This is a genomic window from Planotetraspora silvatica, from assembly GCF_016863315.1.
GTDB classification, from domain to species: domain Bacteria; phylum Actinomycetota; class Actinomycetes; order Streptosporangiales; family Streptosporangiaceae; genus Planotetraspora; species Planotetraspora silvatica.
Map to the genome: position 1 here is coordinate 482342 of NZ_BOOQ01000002.1, position 20600 is coordinate 502941.

The window sequence follows — 20600 nt, forward strand, 5'->3', positions numbered from 1 at the left end:
TTCCATGCCCCAAACGATCACTCCGACGCAGGCCCTGACGCGTGTGGAACAGCTCCTGACGAGCACCGCTTCCGTCCTTGATCCCGGCCCGCGACTGGAGCTCAACGCCATCTTTCCGACCGCCTCCTCATGCCTCGATCCCGGCCCGGCGGAATCCTCGAAGCAGGTGGTGATCAGCCGCGCGTACTGGCTGCGTGACGTTCCCGCCTCAGCCAACACGGCCATCGCCCGCCAGGTCATGGATCACTGGAAACAGCAGGGACACGTCATCACCGGCACAGGCGGCGTGGAGGCCGGGCACCCCAACATCTCGGGCGAGACGCGTCCCGATGGTTTCATCCTGGCGTTGGGCTGGGCGGAGGGGAACCACCTCTATCTCGCCGCCACCTCCCCCTGCGTCTGGCCTGACGGGACGCCCGAGCCATAGGGGACATCTCGCCAAGTGGGTTGCCGAGCCGGGACTCGGTAACCTACGAAAGGTCGAAAATGTTCAGGAGTGTGGGATTGTGCGCGTTGTTGATGCTTTCCGGCAGACCTATGGCGGCGAGCCCGCAGGGGTGTGGCACGCACCGGGCCGGGTCAACCTGATCGGGGAGCACACCGACTACAACGACGGGTTCGTGTTGCCGTTCGCCGTTCCGTGGGGCGTCACGGCCGCGGTGCGCCCGCGCGAGGACGACACCGTCCGTCTCAGGTCGCTCCAGGCGTCCGCCGAACCCCAGGTCCTCGAGCAGATCGACCAGGCCGAGGGCTGGGCGCGTTATGCGGCCGGGGTCTTCTGGGTCATGCGCCAGGAGGGCCTCCCCATCCGCGGTGCCGACATCGTGATCGACGGCGACGTGCCGCAGGGCGCAGGATTGTCGTCCAGCGCGGCCCTCGAGGTCGCCGTCGCGGTCGCCCTCGACGACCTGTACGGCCTGGGCCGGCCCAAGATCGAGCTGGCCAGGATCGCGCAGAAGGCCGAGAACGACTTCGTCGGCATGCCGTGCGGGATCATGGACCAGGCGGCCTCCGTCCTCAGCAAGCAGGGCCATGCGCTGTTCCTCGACTGCCGATCGCTGGCCTCCCGCGCGGTCCCGCTCGACCTGGCCGCGCACGGGCTGCAGCTGCTGATCATCAACACCGGCGTCCATCACGAGCTGGCCGACGGCCAGTACGCCCGCCGCCGCCAGGACTGCGAGAACGCCGCCAAGCACCTGGGCGTCGCCTCCCTGCGAGACGTCACCGACCTCGCGGGCGCCCTCCAGAAGCTGACGGGCGACGAGCGCAAGAGGACGCAGCACGTCGTGACGGAGAACCACCGGGTCGAGGCCCTCATCGGGCTGCTGCGCGCGGGAGCCGTACCGGAGATCGGGGCCCTGCTCATCGCCTCCCATCTCTCGCTCCGTGACCAGTTCGAGGTCTCCTGCCCAGAGCTGGACGTGGCGGTCGAGGCGGCGGTCAAGGGCGGAGCGAGGGGCGCCAGGATGACGGGGGGCGGCTTCGGCGGCTCGGCCATCGCCCTGGTCGCCGAGGAGAAGGCGGATCGGGTGCGGGAGGAGGTTCTCCGCGCCTACGACGAGCGCGGCTGGGCCGCTCCGACGATCTTCCTGGCGCCGGCAGCGGCCGGCGCGCGCAGGCTCGCCTAGCCACGGCCGCGATCCCGGTCGAACGGGTCCGGCTTTCCGCTGCTCAGCCGAGCGGCGGGAAGTCCGGTGGGCGGTGTTCGAGGAAGCTGGCCACGCCCTCGGCGAAGTCGGCCCGTTCGAACGACTCCCGCATCAGTCCCTCCGCCGCCTCCCTCGACTCGTCGAGAGACCCGCTCCAGTCGCCCCACACCTGCCGTTTCATCACCGCCATCGACGCGGGCGAGCACCATGTGGCCAGCTCCCTCGCGTAGGCCAGGGTCTCGTCCATGAGCCGGTCACGCGGTACGGCCCGGCCCGCCAGGCCGAGCTCGTACGCCTCCGAACCCGTGAACACGCGGCCGGACAGCAGCAGGTCCATCGCCCTGGCCTGCCCGGCGAGCTTGGGGAGGATCCAGGCCAGGCCGTACTCGGCGACGAGGCCCCGGCGCGAGAAGGCGGTCGTCCACTTGGCGTCGGCGGCGGTGAACACGATGTCGCACACAAGGGCGTGGACCATGCCCAGCCCGGCGCAGGCGCCGTTCACCGCGGCGATCACCGGCTTGCGGATCGTCACGGGGAAGGTGTTGGGCCGGGCGTCCGGTTTGCCGTCGTAATCCCCCGTCTGTATGGCTGTCAGGGTCGCGAAGTCGGCGCCGGCGCAGAAACCCCTCCCCGCGCCGGTGACCACGATGACCCTGACCGACGGATCCCGCTCGGCCTCCTCGAGGAGGTCGAAGTAGCGCCGTCCCATCTCGTCGGTCCACGCGTTCAGCCGTTCCGGCCGGTTGAACGTGAGAATCCGCACACCACCGTCGTCCTCGGACAGCACCACCATGTCGACCTCCCCTACCGAATTATGTTCTACACCGGGAGGGGTCCCTCCGTGAACCTCCCGGGTCGCTACTGCCGCAGGCGGCGGGTGAACGTCGGAGTCAACTGCACGTCGTCGTAGTAACGGTGGAACACGGGGGTGGCCGCTCCCGACAGGGGTGGCACGATCCAGGACCAGTCCGCCGGGCAGACACGGCCGCTGCGCTCCTCCTTCTCCAGATGGATCATGAAGCGCCTGGCCTCGGTGTGGTGATCGGTCACGGCGACTCCGTCCTCCTCGAAGGAGTGCAGGACGGCCAGGTTCAGTTCGATGAGGGCCTGGTCGCGCCAGAGCGTGCGGTCGTGCGACATGTCCAGGCCGAGCCGCTCGGCGACCACTCCGAGCTGGTCGTACCGGTCCGCGTCCGCGAGGTTGCGGGCGCCGATCTCGGTGCCCATGTACCAGCCGTTGAAGGGCGCGCACGGATAGCGGATGCCGCCGATCTCCAGGCACATGTTCGAGATGACCGGTACGGCATGCCATTTCAGCCCGAGCTCGGCGAACCACCGGAACGTCGGGTGCCGGAGGGGGACTTCGAGGACGACCTCGGGGGGCAGACCTCGCAGGGCAGGTGTGCCCTTGGCCTCGATGATGAGTGGAAGGACGTCGAATCTGGTGCCGCGCCCGCGCCAGCCCAGTCGTATGGCGGCCTCGGTCAACTCGGCGTTCGCGGGGTCGCCGACGACCGATCCGTCGGGCCGCGTGTACCCGGCGTACCGGATGAGCTGGTCGTTCCAGATCACCGGGGCCTGCTCGCCGGGCCTGTCCGGCGCGAACACGGTGATCGTGGGCCGGATCTTGCCCTTGTTGGTGGCCACCCGGAGGTGTTCCACGGACTCCTCCGCGACACCGTCGGCCGTGTCGACGTGCCGGCGATCTCGGACACGGAGGGATTTCCAGTAGAGCCGGCCGATGCACTTGTTGCTGTTGCGCCACGCCACCCGAGCCCCGAAGGCGAGCTCCCCTGGCGTGTGCGTGTAGGTGCCTGTCTGGGAGATCTCTCGGGCGACCTCGCGAAGCCTGGGCTTGACCGACCCCGCGGACGGGTTCTCCGCGTGGTAGAGCCGGATGAAATCCTCAGCCTCCCCCTTGTCGATGCCCTCCTCGCATCCTGGTTCCTGCACGGCTTCCGTAACCTGCTTGGACCTGAACCATGTCAGCACGACCGCCACACACTTCGTACTCACGGACATCACGCCGGTTCCGGGGTGGCGATGACGCCCTCTGCCGCAGTGGCCCTCACCCCACTGCGCGTTTGTGGTCCGCGGCAGCCACGACCTCTCAGAAAAGGCGCAGCGCCTCACATTTTCGGCGAAGTCCCGTGATTTGTCCCCCGCATTTGGATACAAGGGGGCAATCTTCGGGAGAAACGTCCGGAGCCCCTCTCGGCGCCGCCGGGGGGTGAGCGGGCCGTCGCACAGTCGCCGCGGAGTCGCCGCGCAGGCCACAGGGGTAACGGGAGGGTTCGGGGGATCGGCGACGGCCGCGAACCCCAGACACACGAAACCCCGGCCCGGCGATCTGAGGTCGCCATGTGACCGGGGTCAGCGCTCCCGCGATAGGACTCGAACCTATAACCTGCCGGTTAACAGCCGGCTGCTCTGCCGATTGAGCTACACGGGATTGCGGTGACACCGCCTGATCGGGCCTTGCGGTCCATCTTGCGGCGCGGAACTAGATTAGCGCACTCCTGGGGGAGTCTGTCACGTCCATTCCGCTTGGATAGATGCAGGCCTCCGGGGTAGAAGGGGCGGAGAGCACGAGCGCGGAGGTGGAAGATGCGGTACAAGGCGATGTTCGCCGCCGGGCTGGCCATCGGTTACGTCCTGGGAACCCGAGCCGGGCGTGAGCGCTACGAGCAGATCAAGCGCGCCGCACAGCGGGTGGCGGACAGCCCGAGCGTCCAGGAGGCGGCGGGACTGGTCGGCGCTCAGGCTTCCAAGGTGGCGGGCAAGGCGAAGGATCTGGCCGGCGACAAGTTCGGCGGCAAGTTCCTGAAGAGGCAGGACGCCTGGGAGGACGAGAGGGTGGGCGTGGCGACCGGCTGGCCGAACGCCGACCCCGACCGGATCACCTGAGCGACCCGCACAGCACGACGAGCCCCTGGCCCAGGCCGGGGGCTTGCGCTCGTCCGGGCCCGCGTTCTCAGACGCCGAGGCTCCGCCGTACCTCTTCCAGTGCCTGCTCCGCGAGCGCCCGCAGTCCGGGGTCGGACGAATCAAGGCCCGGATCGAAGATGAACTCCCACCGGGGGGTGTCGTATCCCGGCACCCTCCGGGCGACCAGCCGCACTCCCCCGCGCGCGTCGAGCTGGACCCGTCTGCTGGCCACGATCGAGGCGGTGACCCGCTCACGGACCGTCTCAGGCAGCAGGCCGGGCTCGGGCAGCAGAACGCGGTGCGAGACGCCGTCGGTCATCGTGACCGTTACGCCCTCCTCGTCCCAGACCGCCTTGTCCATGAGGTGCCACGGAAGCCGCTGGCCGTCAGGCAGGTGCAGCGCGTGCGTGGTGGCCACAACATGGTCACCTTCGGCTACCAGTGCGTGGCTGATCACCCGCTCACGCGGATCCAGGGCGAGAGCCGTACGGACCTCGGAGGGCAGACGGCGAGACCCGAACCGTCCCCCGGATAGGCCGAAAAGAGACAACTTCGAACCAGCCAACGAGCACCGCCACTGAGCACGACCATTGATACCGGCAGGCTATCCGGCGCGCGGCCCGTGGCCGAATCCGCCCGGCGGCGCCGAGCCCGGGCACGGGGGGACGCCGGGCCGCAGGCCGGGACGCGGGACCCGAGGCGCGGGGCCCCGCCTGAGGCAGGCGAGACCCCGCACGGGGTCAGTCGAGGTAGTCCCGGAGCATCTGCGCCCGGGTCGGGTGGCGCAGCTTGGCCAGCGTCTTGGACTCGATCTGCCGGATCCGTTCGCGTGTCACGCCGAACTCGCGGCCGACCTCCTCCAGCGTCCGCGGATGGCCGTCGGCCAGGCCGAACCGGAGCTGGATGATCCGCTGCTCACGTTCGGACAGCGTCGCCAGGATGTCGTCGAGCTGGTCCTGCAGCATGATGAACGCCGCCGCCTCGATCGGCACCACGGCGTCGGCGTCCTCGATGAAGTCGCCGAGGTCGGAGTCCTCCTCACCGATCGGCGACTGGAGCGAGACCGGCTCCTGAGCGATCCGCTGGATCTCCACCACACGGTCGATGGGCAGACCCATCTCCCCCGCGATCTCCTCGGGAGCGGGCTCCCTGCCGAGATCCTGGTGAAGCTGGCGTTGCACCCGGACCAATTTGTTGATCGTTTCGACCATATGGACCGGAATTCGGATCGTGCGCGCCTGATCCGCTATCGCCCGGGTGATCGCTTGACGAATCCACCAGGTGGCATACGTCGAGAACTTATAACCCTTGGTGTAGTCGAATTTCTCGACGGCGCGGATGAGCCCGAGATTGCCCTCCTGGATGAGATCGAGAAAGAGCATTCCGCGGCCCACGTATCGCTTGGCGATCGAGACCACCAGCCTGAGGTTCGCCTCGATGAGCCGTTGCTTGGCCCGGACGCCCTCCCAGACGAGATCCTCGAACTCCGGACGGGCGAGCCGGAGCGCGGTGTTCTCGCACAGCTTGTCCTCGGCGAACAGCCCGGCCTCGATGGCCTTGGCGAGCTCCACCTCCTCCTCAGCCGTCAGCAGCGGAACTCGGCCGATCTCCCTCAGGTAGATCCTGACCAGGTCACTCGTTGGAGCTCGTTTGGCAACGTCCTCCTCGTCGGGCTTGCTGGGCTCCTCATCCCCTTGCGGTTCGAGGACCTCAACGCCGTTCTCAGCGAGCATGCGCACGACGCGCTCAAGCGCGTCGGCAGGCAGCTCTGACCGGTCGAGCGCGGAGGCCACGTCATCTATCGTGACGCTTCCGCGTTCCCTTCCCTTAGCGACGAGCTCCGCCACCTGGTCTACCGATGGCGGCCTGCTTGGCAGCACCGATGCACCCACGGAACACAGTCTGCAATATAGATACGGGAAAATGGCAGGCCTATTTTTGGCACTCAAGGTAAGACAGAATCCAACACCGTATTGAGATCAAAAATAATGTTTGACCATCGCGAGATGTGGACAGGAAGGTTTATTCAGGCCCCTGCGGCGCGTTCTCTCAACACACGGTGCTGCTGCTCGAGAGCCACCAGTTCGCCGAAGAGCCGCTTGTACTCCTGCTGCTCCTCGACCGGATTGAGCCGTTGCAATCGTGACTTCACCTGGGCCAGCGCCCGGCCCACCGCGGTCTCGTGGAGCTTCGCCAGCATCGCCGAGGCGTACCGCTCCTCCACGGCGGTGTCGGCGCGCAGCGCCTCGACGGCGAACCGGGTCGTCATCGACCGGAGATCCGCTCCCTGTTCGCCCGAGGCGGAGCCGGCCTGCTCGAGCAGCCGGTCGACCCATTCGCGGCCGCCGGGACCTCCCACGGCGGTCCCGCCGACGGCCATGATGATCGCGTACAGGCCGACGTGCTCCGGCAACGTGAACGTCTCCGCGCCGAGCGCGTCGAACTCCGGGCCGAGGAGGGCCGGCCGCTGGACGGCGAGCTTGAGCACCTCGGCCTCCAGTCGCACCGCCGGGTCGACCGCCTCCTGCCTCGGCGCGCGCGCCTGGCCGGGGCCCCGGTCCTTCCCGATGACCTGCTGGATTCTCCGGATGACGAAACCCTCGTCCATGAAGCCGAGCCAGCGGTCCAGGTCGACGACGTAGGTCTTCCGCAGGCCCGGGTCCTTGATGGCGGCCACCACGGGGGCGACCGCGTCGAGCGCGCCCAGGCGTCCCTCATTGGTGTTGAGGTCGTACCGGGACAGGACGCTGCGGATGGCGAACGCGAACAGGGGCTCGCGGCTGGCCACGAGGTCTCGCACGGCCGCGTCGCCCTGCTTGACCCTCAGGTCGCACGGGTCGAGCCCGTCCGGCTGGACGGCGACGAAGGTCTGGGTGACGAACTTCTGCTCGTCCTGGAACGCCCGCAGGGCCGCCTTCTGCCCGGCGGAGTCACCGTCGAAGGTGAAGATCACCTCACCGCGGAACTCCGCCTGGTCGAGCAGGAGCCGCCGCAGGACCTTGATGTGCTCCTCCCCGAACGACGTGCCACAGGTGGCCACCGCCGTCGGCACACCCGCGAGGTGGCAGGCCATCACGTCGGTGTAGCCCTCGACGATGACCGCCTGGGACCGCTTGGCGATCTCGCGTTTGGCCAGGTCGACACCGTAGAGGACGGAGCTCTTGTGGTAGATCGGGCTCTCGGGGGTGTTCAGGTACTTCGGGCCGTCGTCGGACTCGAGCAGCTTGCGCGCTCCGAAGCCGATGACGTCGCCGGTGATGTCCCTGATGGGCCACACGAGCCTGCCGCGGAACCGGTCGATCGGTCCCCTGCGGCCCTCCCGGGCGAGGCCGCCCCGGATCAGCTCCTGTGCGGTGAAACCACGGCCCATGAGGTGCCGCGACAACGCCTCCCATTCGGCGGGCGCGTGGCCGACGCCGAAGCGTTCCGCGTCGACGCGCTCGAAGCCGCGCTCGGACAGGAAGCGCCGTCCCGGCGCTGCGTCCGGCGCCGCGAGACGCTCGGCGTAGAACTCGGCGGCCGCCCGGTGCGCCTCGATGAGCCTGGTCCGCTCCCCCTGCTCGCGGCCGGGCACGTAACCGCCCTGCTCGTAGCGGAGCTGGATCCCGCCCCGCTGCGCGAGCCGCTCGACGGCCTCGGTGAACGTCAGGTTCTCGATCTTGCGGACGAACGTGATCACGTCGCCGCCCTCGGCGCAGCCGAAGCAGTAGTAGTAACCGCGGGCCGGGGTGACGTTGAAGGAGGGCGACTTCTCGTCGTGGAAGGGACACAGGCCCTTCAGGTTGCCGCCGCCCGCGTTGCGCAGCTGAATGTGCTCACCGACCACATCGGCGATCGGTGATCGCTCGCGAACGATCGCGATGTCCTCGTCACTGATCCGCCCTGCCACTCTGGCGAGTTTAGGCCCTGCCGGCGGTACCGTGGGCTCCCCTCCCCACACGGTTCCGGCCGGCATGGCGGGGGGCGACGGGACGATCTCCGCCCGAGACGGGGCGGGGTGACTTCATCGAACGGGTCGTGACGAATGCGGCGGTCCGTTACAAAGGAGAAGTTCAGTAAGGTCAACCAGGTGGAGATCATGCGATCGGGGAAATTGGCCCTCCTCGCGGGTGCCGGATGTCTTGTCGCGGCCTGCAGCGGCCCGGCCGGGGACGCGGGTGCGACTGCGGCGCAATCGTCGTCGGCCACGTCCACAGGCGGCACGTCCACGAAAGCCACCCCCACACCGCGGCCCGCGGCCGGGGTGGTCCCCGCCGGAGGCACCCCGGTGCGGGTCCTGCCCCCCAAGGTGTCGCCTTTCACCTATGCGTTCCCGGTCAAGGGATGCCGGGTGACCTACGCGCGCAAATTGCTGGCCGGCCTGCCCAAGAGCACGATCTGGGCGGCCAAGGGATGTGCCTTCGTTTCCCCGGTCGACGGCGTCGTGCGCGAAGTGAACGCCGAGAGCACGTGGAAGCCCGAGACGGACGCCGGCGCGGACCGGGAGGGCGTCTTCGTGACGATCCTCGGCAAGGACGGCGTGCTCTACCTGGGCGGCCACCTCGCCACCGTAGCGCCGGGCCTGAAGCCGGGCCTCCAGGTCAGCGCCGGGCAGCGGCTGGGATCGATCGGCAACTCCGGCAACGCGGTCGACACGGCGAGCAACCTCTACTTCGGCATGTCGTGGCCGACCGACCCCAAGAACTGGTGGATTCGCCGGGGCATGGTCGAGCCGTGGACCTTCCTCGACGCGTGGCGCAACGGTAACCGTACGTTGTCCCCCAAGCAGACCATGATCAACGAGCGCAGGCGCGTCGGCGCGCTCCCCAAGTGCACGGTGCTCTGCGTGCCCAAGCCCGTGAACAAGCCCGACCCGCAGAACTCGCAGGCCGCCACCACCACCAACTAGCCCGTACGGCGACGGCGGGCGGGTCAGGCCGGCGCAGGTGAGGCCAACTCAGGTCAGCTCGGCTCAGCTCAGGAGGTCGCTGAGAGGGATCTTGGGGTCGGCGAGCCGGCCGAGATCCACGGCCCTGCCCGCCTGCCCCGCCCGTACGAGGGCCTGGATCTCCTCCGTGACGTCCCACACGTTGACGTTCATCCCGGCGAGCACGCGGCCCTGCTCGACCCAGAAGGCCAGGAACTCGGGCGTGACCGCCCTGTGGATCGCCGGGTCACCGCGGTACACGACCTGGTCATGACCGGCGACGTCCCCGGAGAACTCCATGCCGAGATCGAACTGGTCGGTGAAGAAGTACGGCACGCGGTCGTAGACGACGTCCTGCCCCAGCATCGCGCGGGCCGCGGCCGGGCCTCCGTTGAGCGCGTTGGCCCAGTGCTCCACCCGGATCCGGCGGCCGAGCAGTGGGTTGACCGCCTCCGCCACGTCGCCGGCCGCGTAGATGTCCGGGTCCGAGGTGCGCAGCGACGCGTCCACGACGATCCCGTCCGCGATCTCCAGTCCGGCGGTCCTGCCGATCTCGACGTTGGGCGAGGCGCCGATGCCGACCACGACGTCCGTCGCCGGCAGCACCTCACCCTCCGAGGTCACCACCTCCCGGACATCTGACGTGCCGCGCAGCGCCTGGACCGAGGCGCCCAGCCGGAACTCGACCCCGTGCGCCCGGTGCAGCGACGCGAAGATCTCACCGACGGCCGGCCCGAAGGTCCGGTACAAGGGCGTGGGATCGGGCTCGACGACCGTGACCGCGCACCCCGCCTGACGGGCGGCGGCCGCGGTCTCCAGGCCGATCCACCCCGCCCCGACGATCACCACGTCGCCGCCGCGGGCGAAGGTGTTCCGCAACGCCTGGCTGTCGGCGACGGTCCTGAGATAGTGCACGCCGCCGAGATCGGCGCCCTCCACGCGCAGCGGCCGCGGGCTCGCGCCGGTCGCGATCAGCAGCTTGTCGTACGGCTGTGCCGCGACGACGTCCTGCCCCTCCCCCGTGGTCAGGCTCACCACCCGCGCCCGCGGGTCGATGCTCGTGGCCGTGGTGCCCAGCCGCAGGTCGACCCCCTGGGCGTCGTACCACTCGGGATCGTGGACGTAGACCTTGGTCAGCTCGGTCGATCCCTGGAGGTAGCCCTTGGAGAGCGGCGGGCGCTCATACGGACGCTCCCGTTCGCTTCCGACGAGCACGATGTCCCCGGTGAAGCCCTCGGCACGAAGGGTCTCGGCGGCCTTCGCCCCGGCCAGCCCCGCGCCGATGATCACGTAAACGGGCATGGATCCTCCTCGACCGGTCCTCGCGCCCACGACGGGTCGCACGCCGTCGAAACTATCTCAGGCCGTCCGGCGCCCATGGGACTTCCGTCAAGCGACCGAATCACCCCGGTCACGCATGGGCCGACAACCGGCGGTGCCAGGCCGGCGCCGAGGCGTCGGTGAGCGAGGCGATCTGGTCGACGACCGCGCGCAACCGCCCCGCGTCGTCGGCGGCCTCCTCGAACCGGGGGCGCAGGGCGGGCTCGAGCGTCGCGGGAGCGCCCAGCATGATCAGCGATCCGAGTTCCGCGATCAGGTCGCGCTGCCTGGCCTGAGTGGCATGGTGGTCGTCCCTGGACATCACGTAATAGGCCGTCACCCCCTTGAGGAGCGCGCACTCCAGCCGCGTCGCCGCCGGCACGACGAGATCCGTCGAATGGCGACCGGCCGGCTCTCCCCCGGCCCGTGCCCCGCGGACGGCGCGGGAGCCGTACACGTCGCGGGTGGCGACCTGCGCGGACGTGCAGAAGCGCCCGATCAGCCCGCTGGTGAGGCGCTTGAGCCCCGCCAGGTCGACCAGGCCGGCGTCGAAACGGCCCGGCCAGAGCGGGTCCGCGACCAGCCTCGCGAAGATCTCCGCCAGCTCGTTCAGGTCGGCGTCGGGCACGTACCAGTCGCGCGTCAGGCGGCAGACGGCCGCCCTCTCCTCGGGGTCCCGCAGCGCCTCGAGGGTGACGTGGCCGGAGGTCAGGGCGTCCTCCAGGTCGTGGACGGAGTAGGCGACGTCGTCGGCCCAGTCCATGATCTGCGCCTCGAAGCTGATCGAGTCGCCGGGCGCTCCCTCCCGGATCCACTGGAAGACCGCGAGATCGTCGGGATAGACGCAGTACGGCCGGCCCTCACAGGCGTGGGGCACTCCGGGGGCCTGGAAGGAGTGGCTGGTCCAGGGGTATTTGCACACCGCGTCGAGGGTCGCGCGGGTCAGGTTGAGCCCGGCGCTGCGGCCGTCCTCGGTCATGACCTTGGCCTCCAGGCGGGTGAGCAGGCGCAGGTTCTGCGCGTTGCCCTGGAAACCGCCGCACCGGACGGCCATGCGGTCGAGCGCCATCTCGCCGTTGTGACCGAAGGGCGGGTGGCCGAGGTCGTGGGCGAGACAGGCCGTCTCCACGAGATCGGGGTCGCGGCCGAGGGCCTTGCCCATCTCGCGGCCGATCTGGGCGCACTCGAGCGAGTGCGTGAGCCGGGTGCGCGGGCTGTGCATGCTGGCGTAGTCGGTGGGGGTCACCACCTGGGTCTTGGCCGCGAGCCGGCGCAGCGAGGCGCTGTGCAGCACCCGCGCCCTGTCCCGCTCGAACGCGCTCCGCTCGGGGTTCCCCGGCGGCTCCGGCGCCCATCGCGCCTGGTCGTGTTCGTCGTAACGGGTCATCCGTCCTCCCCCTTCCCCTCCCCCGGCCCCGTACCTCTCCCGCGGCTCCGGAGACGGGGAGAGAACCGTACCCCTCGGAACCCGACCTCACGACGAACACCCTGGGAACACTTCGGGCCGCTCGGCCCGGCCCACCGGTGAATGCCGGTCTGAATGCCGGTCTGCATCTTGGCCGGAATGTTGGTCGACTAACACATATTTCGACATTGATGACTTTGGTCGGGTCAAGCACCATGAGTGGAACTCGGGAAAAGTCGGGGATTCCGTCACGCCTGAGAAGGAGCTTCGGTGGCCGATCGTGAGCTCGTGGAGGTTCTCCGTTCCGGACCCTTCGAGCACGCCCTGCGGGTGGCGATCCGGGCGCGGGGACTGAGTCTCGACCGCATCCACGCCCGTCTGCGCGAGCGGGGCGTGCACATCAGCCTGTCGAGCCTGAGCTACTGGCAGCGGGGCCGGTCACGTCCCGAGCGTGCCGCCTCACTCGTGGCCCTGCGCGAACTCGAGACCATCCTGGCGCTTCCGGCGTACTCGCTGATCGGCCTGCTGGGACCGCCCCGCCCGCGCGGACGCCGTACGGACGCGTCTCCTGGCGTGATCACGGTCCTCAGCCAGCACGAGCAGGTGGTCGTGGGAGCGGACCGGAGGCGGCGGCTGGCCCGTGCCCGGCTGGTCCTGCGGGCGACGGCGGCGGGCGCCGATCGTTGCGTGGTCGCGCACCCGACGGGCATCCGACTGCTCCGCACCGACTGCTGCAGGCCGGGGCGCAGCGGCACGGACGAGACGGGGACCACCACACTCGATGAGCTGATCTTCGACCGGCCGCTGGCCGCCGGGGAGACGCGGATACTGGAGTACTCGACCGGGTTCTCCGGGGGCGCGCTCGACGCGGACCACCACGTCCGCCTCCTGCACGTCCCCGTCCAGCAGCACGTCGTGCAGATCCGGTTCGAAGGCCCGACGCTGCCGGTCCGCTGCTTCCACACCTGGTCCCCCGACCCGTGGGGGGAGCCGGGGGACGCGGGCGAGTTGCACGTCGACGCGTACGGGACGGTCCACCTCATCGACGCGGACGCCCGTCCGGGCGCCCGCGGGATCCGATGGGAGTGGGTCTGACAGGGACAGGGACAGGGACGGGGGTCAGGACTGGGTGATCTTCACCTCGTCCACGCCTGCCTCCACGAGGCTGGCGCCGGAGGCGTCGGCCGCGTCGACGAGGATCCGCACGCTCTGCCCCGCGAAACCGGTGATCGTCGCGGTCGCCGTGCTCCAGGCGGCGTCCCGGTCCGTCGCGGCGCCGAGTTGCTGGAAGACGGTGCTCGTCGTGTTGCCCACGACCCGCACGCGCAGGTAGTCGGCGCTGGAGGCGTTGGACCCGTGCCCGAGGTACCACGAGAACGACAGGGTGAGGGTGCCCGACGACGGAAGCGTGATCACCGGGGACCGGATCGAGGTCACGCCGCCGTCCACGTCGAAGTCGCCGGCGCTCGTTCCGGCCGCGGCGCCGGTGACCAGGTCGAAGCTTCCGCCGGCCGTCGTCCCCAGTTGCTTGGCGCCGCTGGAGTTGGTGTCGGCCGGGTTCGCCCGCTCCCAGGTTCCGGAGGTCGCGGTGTCGGTGCCGGAGGGGTTGGCGGTCCAGCCGGTCGCGGTCTCGAACGTGTCGGAGTAGACGGTCGTGGGCGCGGGCCCGCCTCCACCGCCGCAGTAGGTCGACTCCTTCCCGATGACGCGGTAGACGCAGTCCGAGTACTCCAGCAGCATGAGCACGGCCGCCTTGTTCCGCGCGGTCTGCGTCGCGATCTGCTCGTCACCCGGGTAGAAGCCGGGGTTGTTCGCGACGGGATACATCTCGAACGTGTAGCTGAAGATCTTCTGGGTGGCCCACAACCAGTCGTCGATGGAGCCGTCGGTGATGTAGAGGTCGCTCGCCTGCTCGGCGGTGTAGCCGTTGGTCGCCGCCATGTTCCGGCCGAGCGTGGCGAAGGCGTTCCTGTCGTCGGCCGTCAGGCCGGGGCCGGTGTCGGCGGTGGTGTACCCGTAGGGCCACAACACGAGTTCGCCGTAGGTGTGGAAGTCGATGTTGGTCTTGATCTGCTGGACGCCGCCGACGACCCGGCTGCGCACCCAGTTCGCGGTGGCCTTGACCTCGGGCGCGGACTCGCCCGCCGAGCCGCGGTAGGTCTCGCTGGAGGTGCTGCCCGACGAGCCGCCGCAGCAGCCCCAGTTGTAGGCCCAGTTGCGGTTGAGGTCGGTGCCGACGCTGGAGGAGCCGGAGTTGGGCTGGCGGTTCTTGCGCCAGGACCGGTACGACCCGGTCGCGACGTCGTACTCGCCGCCGTCGGGGTTGAGGTCGGGCAGGATCCAGATCTCCCGCGTGTTCACGAGGTTGGTGATCTGGCTGTCGCTGCCGTAGGAGTCGGTCAGCAGATTCATCAGATAGATCGCCATCTCGACGGTGAGATGCTCGCGGGCGTGCTGGTGGGCGGTGAACAGGACCTCGGGCTCGCTCTCGTCCGTTCCCACGTTGTCGCTGATCTTGACGCCGATGAGTGCCCTGCCCTCGTACGACGTGCCGTAGGTGAACTTGCTCGCGATGGTCGGATGATCGGCCACGAGCTGGTTCACCACGGCCGTCAGCTCGGCGTAGTTGTGATAGCCGGAGTCGGCCGGCGGGAAGTCCAGGGTGTGGACCTGCCCGTCGTCCGTCTCCGCCGGGAGCTCGGTCGCCGTGAAACCGAGCCTGCGGATGGCCTTGACCTCCTCGAGGTTGGCCGTGACCACGAGGTTCCTGCCGTGGACCTCGTCGATCGCCGCACCCGTGCGCGCCACCGCGGACCGCTGCGTGACGTTCGACGGGCCGTCGACCTGGTATTGCTTCGACGGGGGCGGCTCAGAGGCCGATGACGCCGGCGGGCCGGCCACGAGGACGGCCGCCAGGACCGTCAGGATGCCTAATAAAGGTAGGAACAGGCCTCTTCTCACTCCACGTCCTCCCTGAAGGTAGGTACGTAGAGTGATCAAACCGATTCAGGGCATCAAGAGCCGCCGGATCCACGGCCCCATTCCGTCAACCGTCCTGTCTTCCGACCAGGGCCTTCCACAATGAATCCGGCGGATCTGTGGAACTTCACAATCAGCGGGTGTCACTCTCCGACGAGACGAGGGTCGCCCGCCCGGCCTCTAACCGCGCGACGGGCACGCGGAAGGGTGAGCAGGAGACGTAGTCCAGCCCGATCTCGTGGCAGAAGTGCACACTGTCCGGATCGCCGCCATGTTCTCCGCAGATGCCGAGTTTGAGCCCGGGCCGGGTGCGCCGCCCCTCCTCCGCCGCGATCCGCATGAGCCGCCCGACCCCGTCCCTGTCGATCGACTCGAACGGTGAGACGCCGAAGATCCCGAGGTCGAGGTACTTGCCGAAGAACGCGCTCTCGACGTCGTCGCGGGAGAACCCCCAGGTCATCTGGGTCAGGTCGTTGGTGCCGAAGGAGAAGAACTGGGCCGCCTCGGCGATCTGGCCGGCGGTCAGGGCCGCCCGGGGCACCTCGATCATCGTGCCGATGAGCGCGTCGACGCCCATCTCGGCGAGGATCGCCTGGGCCTCCTCGCGGACGATCTCCAGCTCCTGTACGGCCCCGACCAGCGGGATCATGATCTCCGCGTGCCGGGCGCCCGTCCGCCCCGCGGCCGTGGCGATCGCGCGTACCTGCATGGCGAACAGGCCCGGAATCGCGAGGCCGAGCCGTACGCCGCGGAGGCCGAGCATCGGGTTCTGCTCGTGGAGCCGCTTGACCGCCTCCAGGAGCCTCCGGTCCTTGTCCCGCGCCTCGTCACCCGCCCTGTCACCCGCCAGGGCCACCCGGACCGACAGGTCCGTCAGGTCCGGCAGGAACTCGTGCAGGGGCGGGTCGATCAGCCGGATGGTCACGGGTAGCCCGTCCATGGCCTCGAACAGCCCGGTGAAGTCGGCGGTCTGGAGGGGTTCGAGCGCGTCGAGCGCGGCCTGCCGCTCCTCCGGCGTGGTGGCCAGGATGAGGTCCTCGACGAGACGCCTCCGGTCGCCGAGGAACATGTGCTCGGTACGGCACAGCCCGATGCCCTGCGCTCCGAACCTCCTGGCCCTGGCGGCGTCCTCCGGCGTGTCCGCGTTGGCCCGCACGGCGAGGGCCCGGACGGAGTCGGCGTGGGCCATGATCCGGTCCACGGCGGCGACCAGTTCGTTCTCCGGCCGCCTTCCCTCGAAGTACTCGACGACGGGAGACGCGACGACAGGGACCTCGCCCAGGTACACGGCGCCGTTGCCGCCGTCGATCGAGACCACGTCGCCCTCCTCGACGACCGTGCCGTCCGGAGTGGTGAACCGCCGGGCGCTGACGTCGACCTCGAGCTCCTCGGCCCCGCACACGCAGGTCTTGCCCATGCCGCGGGCGACGACGGCGGCGTGCGACGTCTTGCCTCCGCGCGAGGTGAGGACGCCCTTGGCCGCGATCATGCCGGAGAGGTCGTCGGGGTTGGTCTCCCGCCGCACGAGGATGACGTCCTCACCGCGCGCGGCGAGTTCCACGGCCCTGGCGGAGGTGAACACGGCCTTGCCCACGGCTGCCCCCGGGGAGGCGTTCATGCCCGTCGTCAGCCGCCGGTTGTCCTCTCCGGTCGCGAACCTGGGGAACATGAGCTGTGCGAGCTGGTCGCCGGTCACCCGCGTGACGGCCTCGGCCATGCCGATCAGGCCCTCGTCGACGAGCTGGATCGCGATCCGGAACGCCGCCTCCGCGGTCCGCTTGCCCACCCGGGTCTGCAACATCCACAACTTGCCGCGCTCGACCGTGAACTCGATGTCGCACAGGTCGCGGTAGTGGCCCTCCAGGGTCGCCATGATCTCGAGCAGCTCGTGGTAGGCGGCCGTGTCGATCTTCTCCAGCTCCTGCAGGGGCACGGTGTTGCGGATCCCCGCGACGACGTCCTCGCCCTGGGCGTTCTGCAGGTAGTCGCCGTAGACGCCGCGCTGCCCCGACCCGGGATCCCGGGTGAACGCGACACCGGTGCCCGAGTCCGCCCCGAGGTTGCCGAAGACCATCGCGACCACGTTGACGGCGGTGCCGAGCCCCGAGGGGATGCGCTCCTGGCGCCGGTAGAGCACGGCCCTGGGCGCGTTCCACGAGTCGAAGACCGCCCTGATCGCGAGGTCCATCTGCTCGCGCGGGTCGGTGGGGAAGTCACGGCCGCTCTGCGAGCGGACGATGCCCTTGTACGTCTCGACGAGCCGCTGGAGGTCGGCCGCCTCGAGGTCGGTGTCCTCCCGGTCGCCCTTGAGCTCGTCGATCGCCCTCTCGAACAGGTCTCCGTCGATGTCCAGCACGGTCTTGCCGAACATCTGGATCAGCCTGCGGTAGGAGTCCCACGCGAACCGCTCGTTGCCCGACTGCTTGGCCAGGCCGAGCACGGAGTCGTCGTTGAGGCCGATGTTGAGGACCGTCTCCATCATGCCGGGCATGGAGAACTTCGCCCCGGATCGGACGCTGACGAGCAGGGGGTCGTCGGAGTCGCCCAACCGCTTGCGCATCCGGGACTCGAGATCCGCGAGATGGGCGGCCACCTCGCCGTCGAGTCCGTCCGGCATGCCGCCGTGGCCCAGGTAGTGGCGGCACGCCTCTGTCGTGATCGTGAAGCCGGGAGGCACGGGGAGGTCGAGATTGGTCATTTCCGCCAGATTGGCGCCCTTACCACCGAGCAGATCCTTGAGATCCTTGTTGCCCTCGGTGAAGTCGTAAACGTACTTGGGCACGTGAGCTCCTTCGCGACTTCAAATCCAACGCGCAGATGCCCGGACTCTACCGACAAATAACAGGGTGAAACGTCACACCTCTAGTGATAGGGCATATGCCCTGGTAGAAGGGCATGCATAGGTCTAATCCACTGCATAGTCACGTAAAAGTCGATCATTTTTTCGCTGTACCGCCGGTGGTATAAACCAATTTCACGACATCGCCGGTGATTCACCTCACGTTTCAATCGGGTTAATTGGTGTAGACCATTTCTTCGGCGAGTGCCGTTTCCGGTGAGTCTGCTCACATCGCGCGGGACCGTACGGTATAAAAGAGCAACCCTCCCGATACAACCGATTACGGAGGGTACTCGTGTCGCGAAGGCTGTGGCGTGCCACGCTGGCGGGGATCGTGAGCTTCGGCGCGGCGGGGCTGGGCGCGGCGGCCTGCGGATCCCGGGAGGTCGCCACGGCCGGCGCCACCCGCCTGGACCCTCTGGCATGGACGCAGTGCGAGCAGGTCTCCACGTCGTCCGGGTTCGAGTGCGCGACGATGCAGGTGCCGCTCGACTACGCGAAGCCCGACGGCGAGCAGATCGGCATCGCCCTGATCCGGCTCAAGGCGGCCGAGCCCGGCAGACGACTCGGCTCGCTCGTGTTCAACTTCGGCGGCCCGGGCGGCTCAGGCGTCTCCACGCTGCTCAACGCGGCCTCCGCCTTCTCCGTCCTCGGCCGCCGCTACGACCTCGTCAGCTTCGACCCCCGCGGCGTGGATCGCAGCAGCGGGGTCAGGTGTCTCGACGACCGGCGGATGGACCAGTTCCTCGCCGAGGAACCCAGCCTGAACGTCGACACGGAGCGCGCCCTCGACGTCGAGTTCGCCAACGCCTGCTACAAGAACTCGGGCAAGATCCTTCCGTACGTCGGCACGATCAACGCCGCACGGGACATGGACGCGCTCCGCGCGGCGCTGGGCGACTCCCACCTCAACTACTTCGGCTTCTCCTACGGCACCCATCTCGGCGCCGCGTACGCCACGCTCTACCCCAAGAACGTCGGCCGGATGGTGCTGGACTCCGCGCTGGACCCCTCGGTGAGCATGCTCGAGATGTCCAAGACCCAGGCACTGGGCTTCCAGCTGGCCTATGAGGACTACCTGACCGACTGCGCGAAGACCACTCAGAGCTGCCCGCTCGGCCCGGACAAGGCCGCGGCCAACGGCGCGGTCCTCTCCCTCCTCGACGACCTGGAGAGCCGCCCGGTGAAGGTCGGGGACCGCGAGGTCACCGCGACGCTCGCCAGGACCGGCATCACGCAGGCCCTCTACAGCAGGCTGACCTGGCCCCTGCTCACCGACGCGCTGGTCGACGCGAGGAAGGGCGATCCGAGCGGCCTGCTCGCGCTCGCCGACCAGTACGGGGGCCGCCAGCCGAACGGGACCTACTCGACGCTGCAGTCGTCCCTCCCCGCCATCCTCTGCGCGGACACGACGGATCGCCCGACCGTCGCCCAGGCGGGCGCGCTGGCGCGGCAGCTGCTGAAGCCCACCCCGATCTTCGCCGCCACCGCGGCCAGCGCGGGCATGTGCAGCCTCTGGCGGACGCCGGGTGAGGACACCAACCAGCACGTCGACGCCACGGGGTCCAACCCCATCGTCGTCGTCGGCGTCACCCACGACCCGGCCACGCCGTACCAGTGGGCGCCCAGGCTCGCCAACCAGCTCCGCACCGCCGTGCTGCTCACCCTGAACGGCGAGGGTCACGGCGCGTACGGCCAGAGCCCGTGCATCGACACCGCCGTGAACGCCTACCTGAACGACGGCAAGGTCCCCGCCAACGGCCTCACCTGCTGACCCGGGGTCAGGTCGCGCGAGCGGCGGCGAGGCTGGCCACGACGTGGTCGACGAATCCGTAGTCCTTGGCCTCCTCGGCCGTGAACCAGCGGTCACGGTCGGAGTCCGCCTCGATCCGCTCCAGCGGCTGGCCCGTGTGGGTGGCGATGCGCTCGGCCATCAACTTCTTGGTGTAGCGCATCTGCTCCGCCTGGATCGCGATGTCGGCCGCCGTGCCGCCGATGCCGCCGAGGGGCTGGTGCATCACGATCCGGGCGTGCGGCAGGGCGTACCGCTTGCCCTTGGTGCCGGCGCAGAGAAGAAACTGACCCATCGACGCGGCGAATCCCATCGCCACGGTGACGACGTCGTTCGGCACGTATTGCATCACGTCGTAAATGGCCATCCCCGCCGACACCGAGCCGCCCGGAGAATTGATGTAGAGGCTGATGTCGCGCTGTGAATCCTCCGCCGTCAGCAGGAGCAGCTCCGAGCAGATCTTGTTGGCGATCTCGTCGTTGACCTCCTGGCCGAGAATGATGATGCGCTGGCCCAGCAGGCGGTCTCCGAGTTGCTCCCTGCGCTCGCCCCGGCGTCCCTGATCCGTCATGTGGTCTCCCTCGTAGTAGCAGATCGTTCAGGCGACAGTAACTCCGAACATCGGGGGGAAGCCCGGTCTTTTCGCCGTCGGCACATTTCACTCTCAGCGCATACGCTTTAAGCAAATCCACTTTTCCCGGCCTGCTTTGCGTGATCCGAAAACATGGTCCGTGAACGCGGAAAGGCGCCTTCCCCGAATTCGGGAAGGCGCCTTTCGCGCT

General features: G+C 68.9%; 16 protein-coding genes and 1 tRNA gene. 6 read left to right on the forward strand and 11 right to left on the reverse strand.

The features are described 5' to 3' along the window. Positions 1-4 precede the first annotated feature (4 nt). Positions 5-427: a hypothetical protein gene (locus Psi02_RS02495; RefSeq protein ID WP_203971304.1), complete on the forward strand. Its 423-nt coding sequence runs from the start codon at positions 5-7 to the stop codon at positions 425-427. Between the two features lie 79 nt (positions 428-506). Continuing rightward, positions 507-1628: a galactokinase gene (galK, locus tag Psi02_RS02500; protein WP_203971306.1), complete on the forward strand. Its 1122-nt coding sequence runs from the start codon at positions 507-509 to the stop codon at positions 1626-1628. 43 nt (positions 1629-1671) lie between these two features. Here galK and Psi02_RS02505 read toward each other — a convergent pair whose 3' ends face one another. From Psi02_RS02505 to Psi02_RS02515, 3 genes are all read right to left on the reverse strand, one after another. Next, the gene (locus Psi02_RS02505; protein WP_203971308.1) at positions 1672-2442 is read right to left on the reverse strand and encodes an enoyl-CoA hydratase-related protein; all 771 of its coding nucleotides are present in this window, start codon (positions 2440-2442) and stop codon (positions 1672-1674) included. Between the two features lie 65 nt (positions 2443-2507). Beyond that, positions 2508-3602 (reverse strand): nitric oxide synthase oxygenase, encoded by a 1095-nt coding sequence (locus Psi02_RS02510; protein ID WP_239094538.1) that lies wholly within the window; start codon positions 3600-3602, stop codon positions 2508-2510. 426 nt (positions 3603-4028) lie between these two features. After that, positions 4029-4101: transfer RNA gene (locus Psi02_RS02515), tRNA-Asn, on the reverse strand. Between the two features lie 155 nt (positions 4102-4256). Between Psi02_RS02515 and Psi02_RS39910 the strand changes: the two genes are divergently transcribed. Next, complete coding sequence (locus Psi02_RS39910; RefSeq protein ID WP_239094539.1) at positions 4257-4556, forward strand: YtxH domain-containing protein; 300 nt, start codon at positions 4257-4259, stop codon at positions 4554-4556. Between the two features lie 67 nt (positions 4557-4623). Here the strand turns inward: Psi02_RS39910 and Psi02_RS02525 are convergent, their stop codons facing one another. The 3 genes from Psi02_RS02525 to dnaG form a co-directional block, all read right to left on the reverse strand. Beyond that, positions 4624-4995, reverse strand: a complete 372-nt coding sequence (locus Psi02_RS02525; RefSeq protein WP_239094540.1) for a hypothetical protein — start codon at positions 4993-4995, stop codon at positions 4624-4626. 322 nt (positions 4996-5317) lie between these two features. Next, positions 5318-6457: an RNA polymerase sigma factor RpoD gene (rpoD, locus tag Psi02_RS02530; protein WP_203951287.1), complete on the reverse strand. Its 1140-nt coding sequence runs from the start codon at positions 6455-6457 to the stop codon at positions 5318-5320. Positions 6458-6603: 146 nt separating this feature from the next. Beyond that, positions 6604-8466 (reverse strand): DNA primase, encoded by a 1863-nt coding sequence (dnaG, locus tag Psi02_RS02535; RefSeq protein ID WP_203971313.1) that lies wholly within the window; start codon positions 8464-8466, stop codon positions 6604-6606. Between the two features lie 189 nt (positions 8467-8655). Here dnaG and Psi02_RS02540 point away from each other — a divergent pair, with 189 nt between their 5' ends. Next, positions 8656-9465 carry a M23 family metallopeptidase gene (locus tag Psi02_RS02540; RefSeq protein ID WP_239094574.1) on the forward strand — a complete coding sequence of 270 codons (810 nt, stop codon included), beginning with the start codon at positions 8656-8658 and terminating at the stop codon, positions 9463-9465. Positions 9466-9528: 63 nt separating this feature from the next. On the opposite strand, the gene Psi02_RS02545 is transcribed toward Psi02_RS02540, so the two are convergent. Continuing rightward, positions 9529-10785, reverse strand: a complete 1257-nt coding sequence (locus Psi02_RS02545; protein WP_203971315.1) for an NAD(P)/FAD-dependent oxidoreductase — start codon at positions 10783-10785, stop codon at positions 9529-9531. 109 nt (positions 10786-10894) lie between these two features. Next, positions 10895-12190 carry a deoxyguanosinetriphosphate triphosphohydrolase gene (locus Psi02_RS02550; RefSeq protein WP_203971317.1) on the reverse strand — a complete coding sequence of 432 codons (1296 nt, stop codon included), beginning with the start codon at positions 12188-12190 and terminating at the stop codon, positions 10895-10897. 288 nt (positions 12191-12478) lie between these two features. On the opposite strand from Psi02_RS02550, the gene Psi02_RS02555 reads away from it, so the two are divergent. Then, positions 12479-13303, forward strand: a complete 825-nt coding sequence (locus Psi02_RS02555) for a hypothetical protein (RefSeq protein WP_203971319.1) — start codon at positions 12479-12481, stop codon at positions 13301-13303. A 24-nt stretch (positions 13304-13327) separates the two neighbouring features. On the opposite strand, the gene Psi02_RS02560 is transcribed toward Psi02_RS02555, so the two are convergent. Both Psi02_RS02560 and ppdK read right to left on the reverse strand, forming a co-directional pair. After that, complete coding sequence (locus Psi02_RS02560; RefSeq protein ID WP_239094541.1) at positions 13328-15169, reverse strand: M14 family metallopeptidase; 1842 nt, start codon at positions 15167-15169, stop codon at positions 13328-13330. Positions 15170-15320: 151 nt separating this feature from the next. Then, positions 15321-17969, reverse strand: a complete 2649-nt coding sequence (gene ppdK / locus Psi02_RS02565) for a pyruvate, phosphate dikinase (protein WP_203971321.1) — start codon at positions 17967-17969, stop codon at positions 15321-15323. 352 nt (positions 17970-18321) lie between these two features. On the opposite strand from ppdK, the gene Psi02_RS02570 reads away from it, so the two are divergent. After that, the gene (locus tag Psi02_RS02570) at positions 18322-19800 is read left to right on the forward strand and encodes an alpha/beta hydrolase (protein ID WP_203971323.1); all 1479 of its coding nucleotides are present in this window, start codon (positions 18322-18324) and stop codon (positions 19798-19800) included. Positions 19801-19807: 7 nt separating this feature from the next. On the opposite strand, the gene Psi02_RS02575 is transcribed toward Psi02_RS02570, so the two are convergent. Continuing rightward, positions 19808-20389 (reverse strand): ATP-dependent Clp protease proteolytic subunit, encoded by a 582-nt coding sequence (locus Psi02_RS02575; protein WP_203971326.1) that lies wholly within the window; start codon positions 20387-20389, stop codon positions 19808-19810. Positions 20390-20600: the final 211 nt, after the last annotated feature.

Excerpts from the sequence above, each read along its gene's own strand:
- Psi02_RS02505 (WP_203971308.1), bottom strand. The coding sequence starts at position 2,442 with ATGGTGGTGCTGTCCGAGGACGACGGTGGTGTGCGGATTCTCACGTTC.
- Psi02_RS02495 (WP_203971304.1), top strand. The coding sequence starts at position 5 with ATGCCCCAAACGATCACTCCGACGCAGGCCCTGACGCGTGTGGAACAG.
- Psi02_RS02550 (WP_203971317.1), bottom strand. The coding sequence starts at position 12,190 with ATGACCCGTTACGACGAACACGACCAGGCGCGATGGGCGCCGGAGCCG.
- Psi02_RS39910 (WP_239094539.1), top strand. The coding sequence starts at position 4,257 with ATGCGGTACAAGGCGATGTTCGCCGCCGGGCTGGCCATCGGTTACGTC.
- Psi02_RS02545 (WP_203971315.1), bottom strand. The coding sequence starts at position 10,785 with ATGCCCGTTTACGTGATCATCGGCGCGGGGCTGGCCGGGGCGAAGGCC.
- Psi02_RS02575 (WP_203971326.1), bottom strand. The coding sequence starts at position 20,389 with ATGACGGATCAGGGACGCCGGGGCGAGCGCAGGGAGCAACTCGGAGAC.
- Psi02_RS02540 (WP_239094574.1), top strand. The coding sequence starts at position 8,656 with ATGCGATCGGGGAAATTGGCCCTCCTCGCGGGTGCCGGATGTCTTGTC.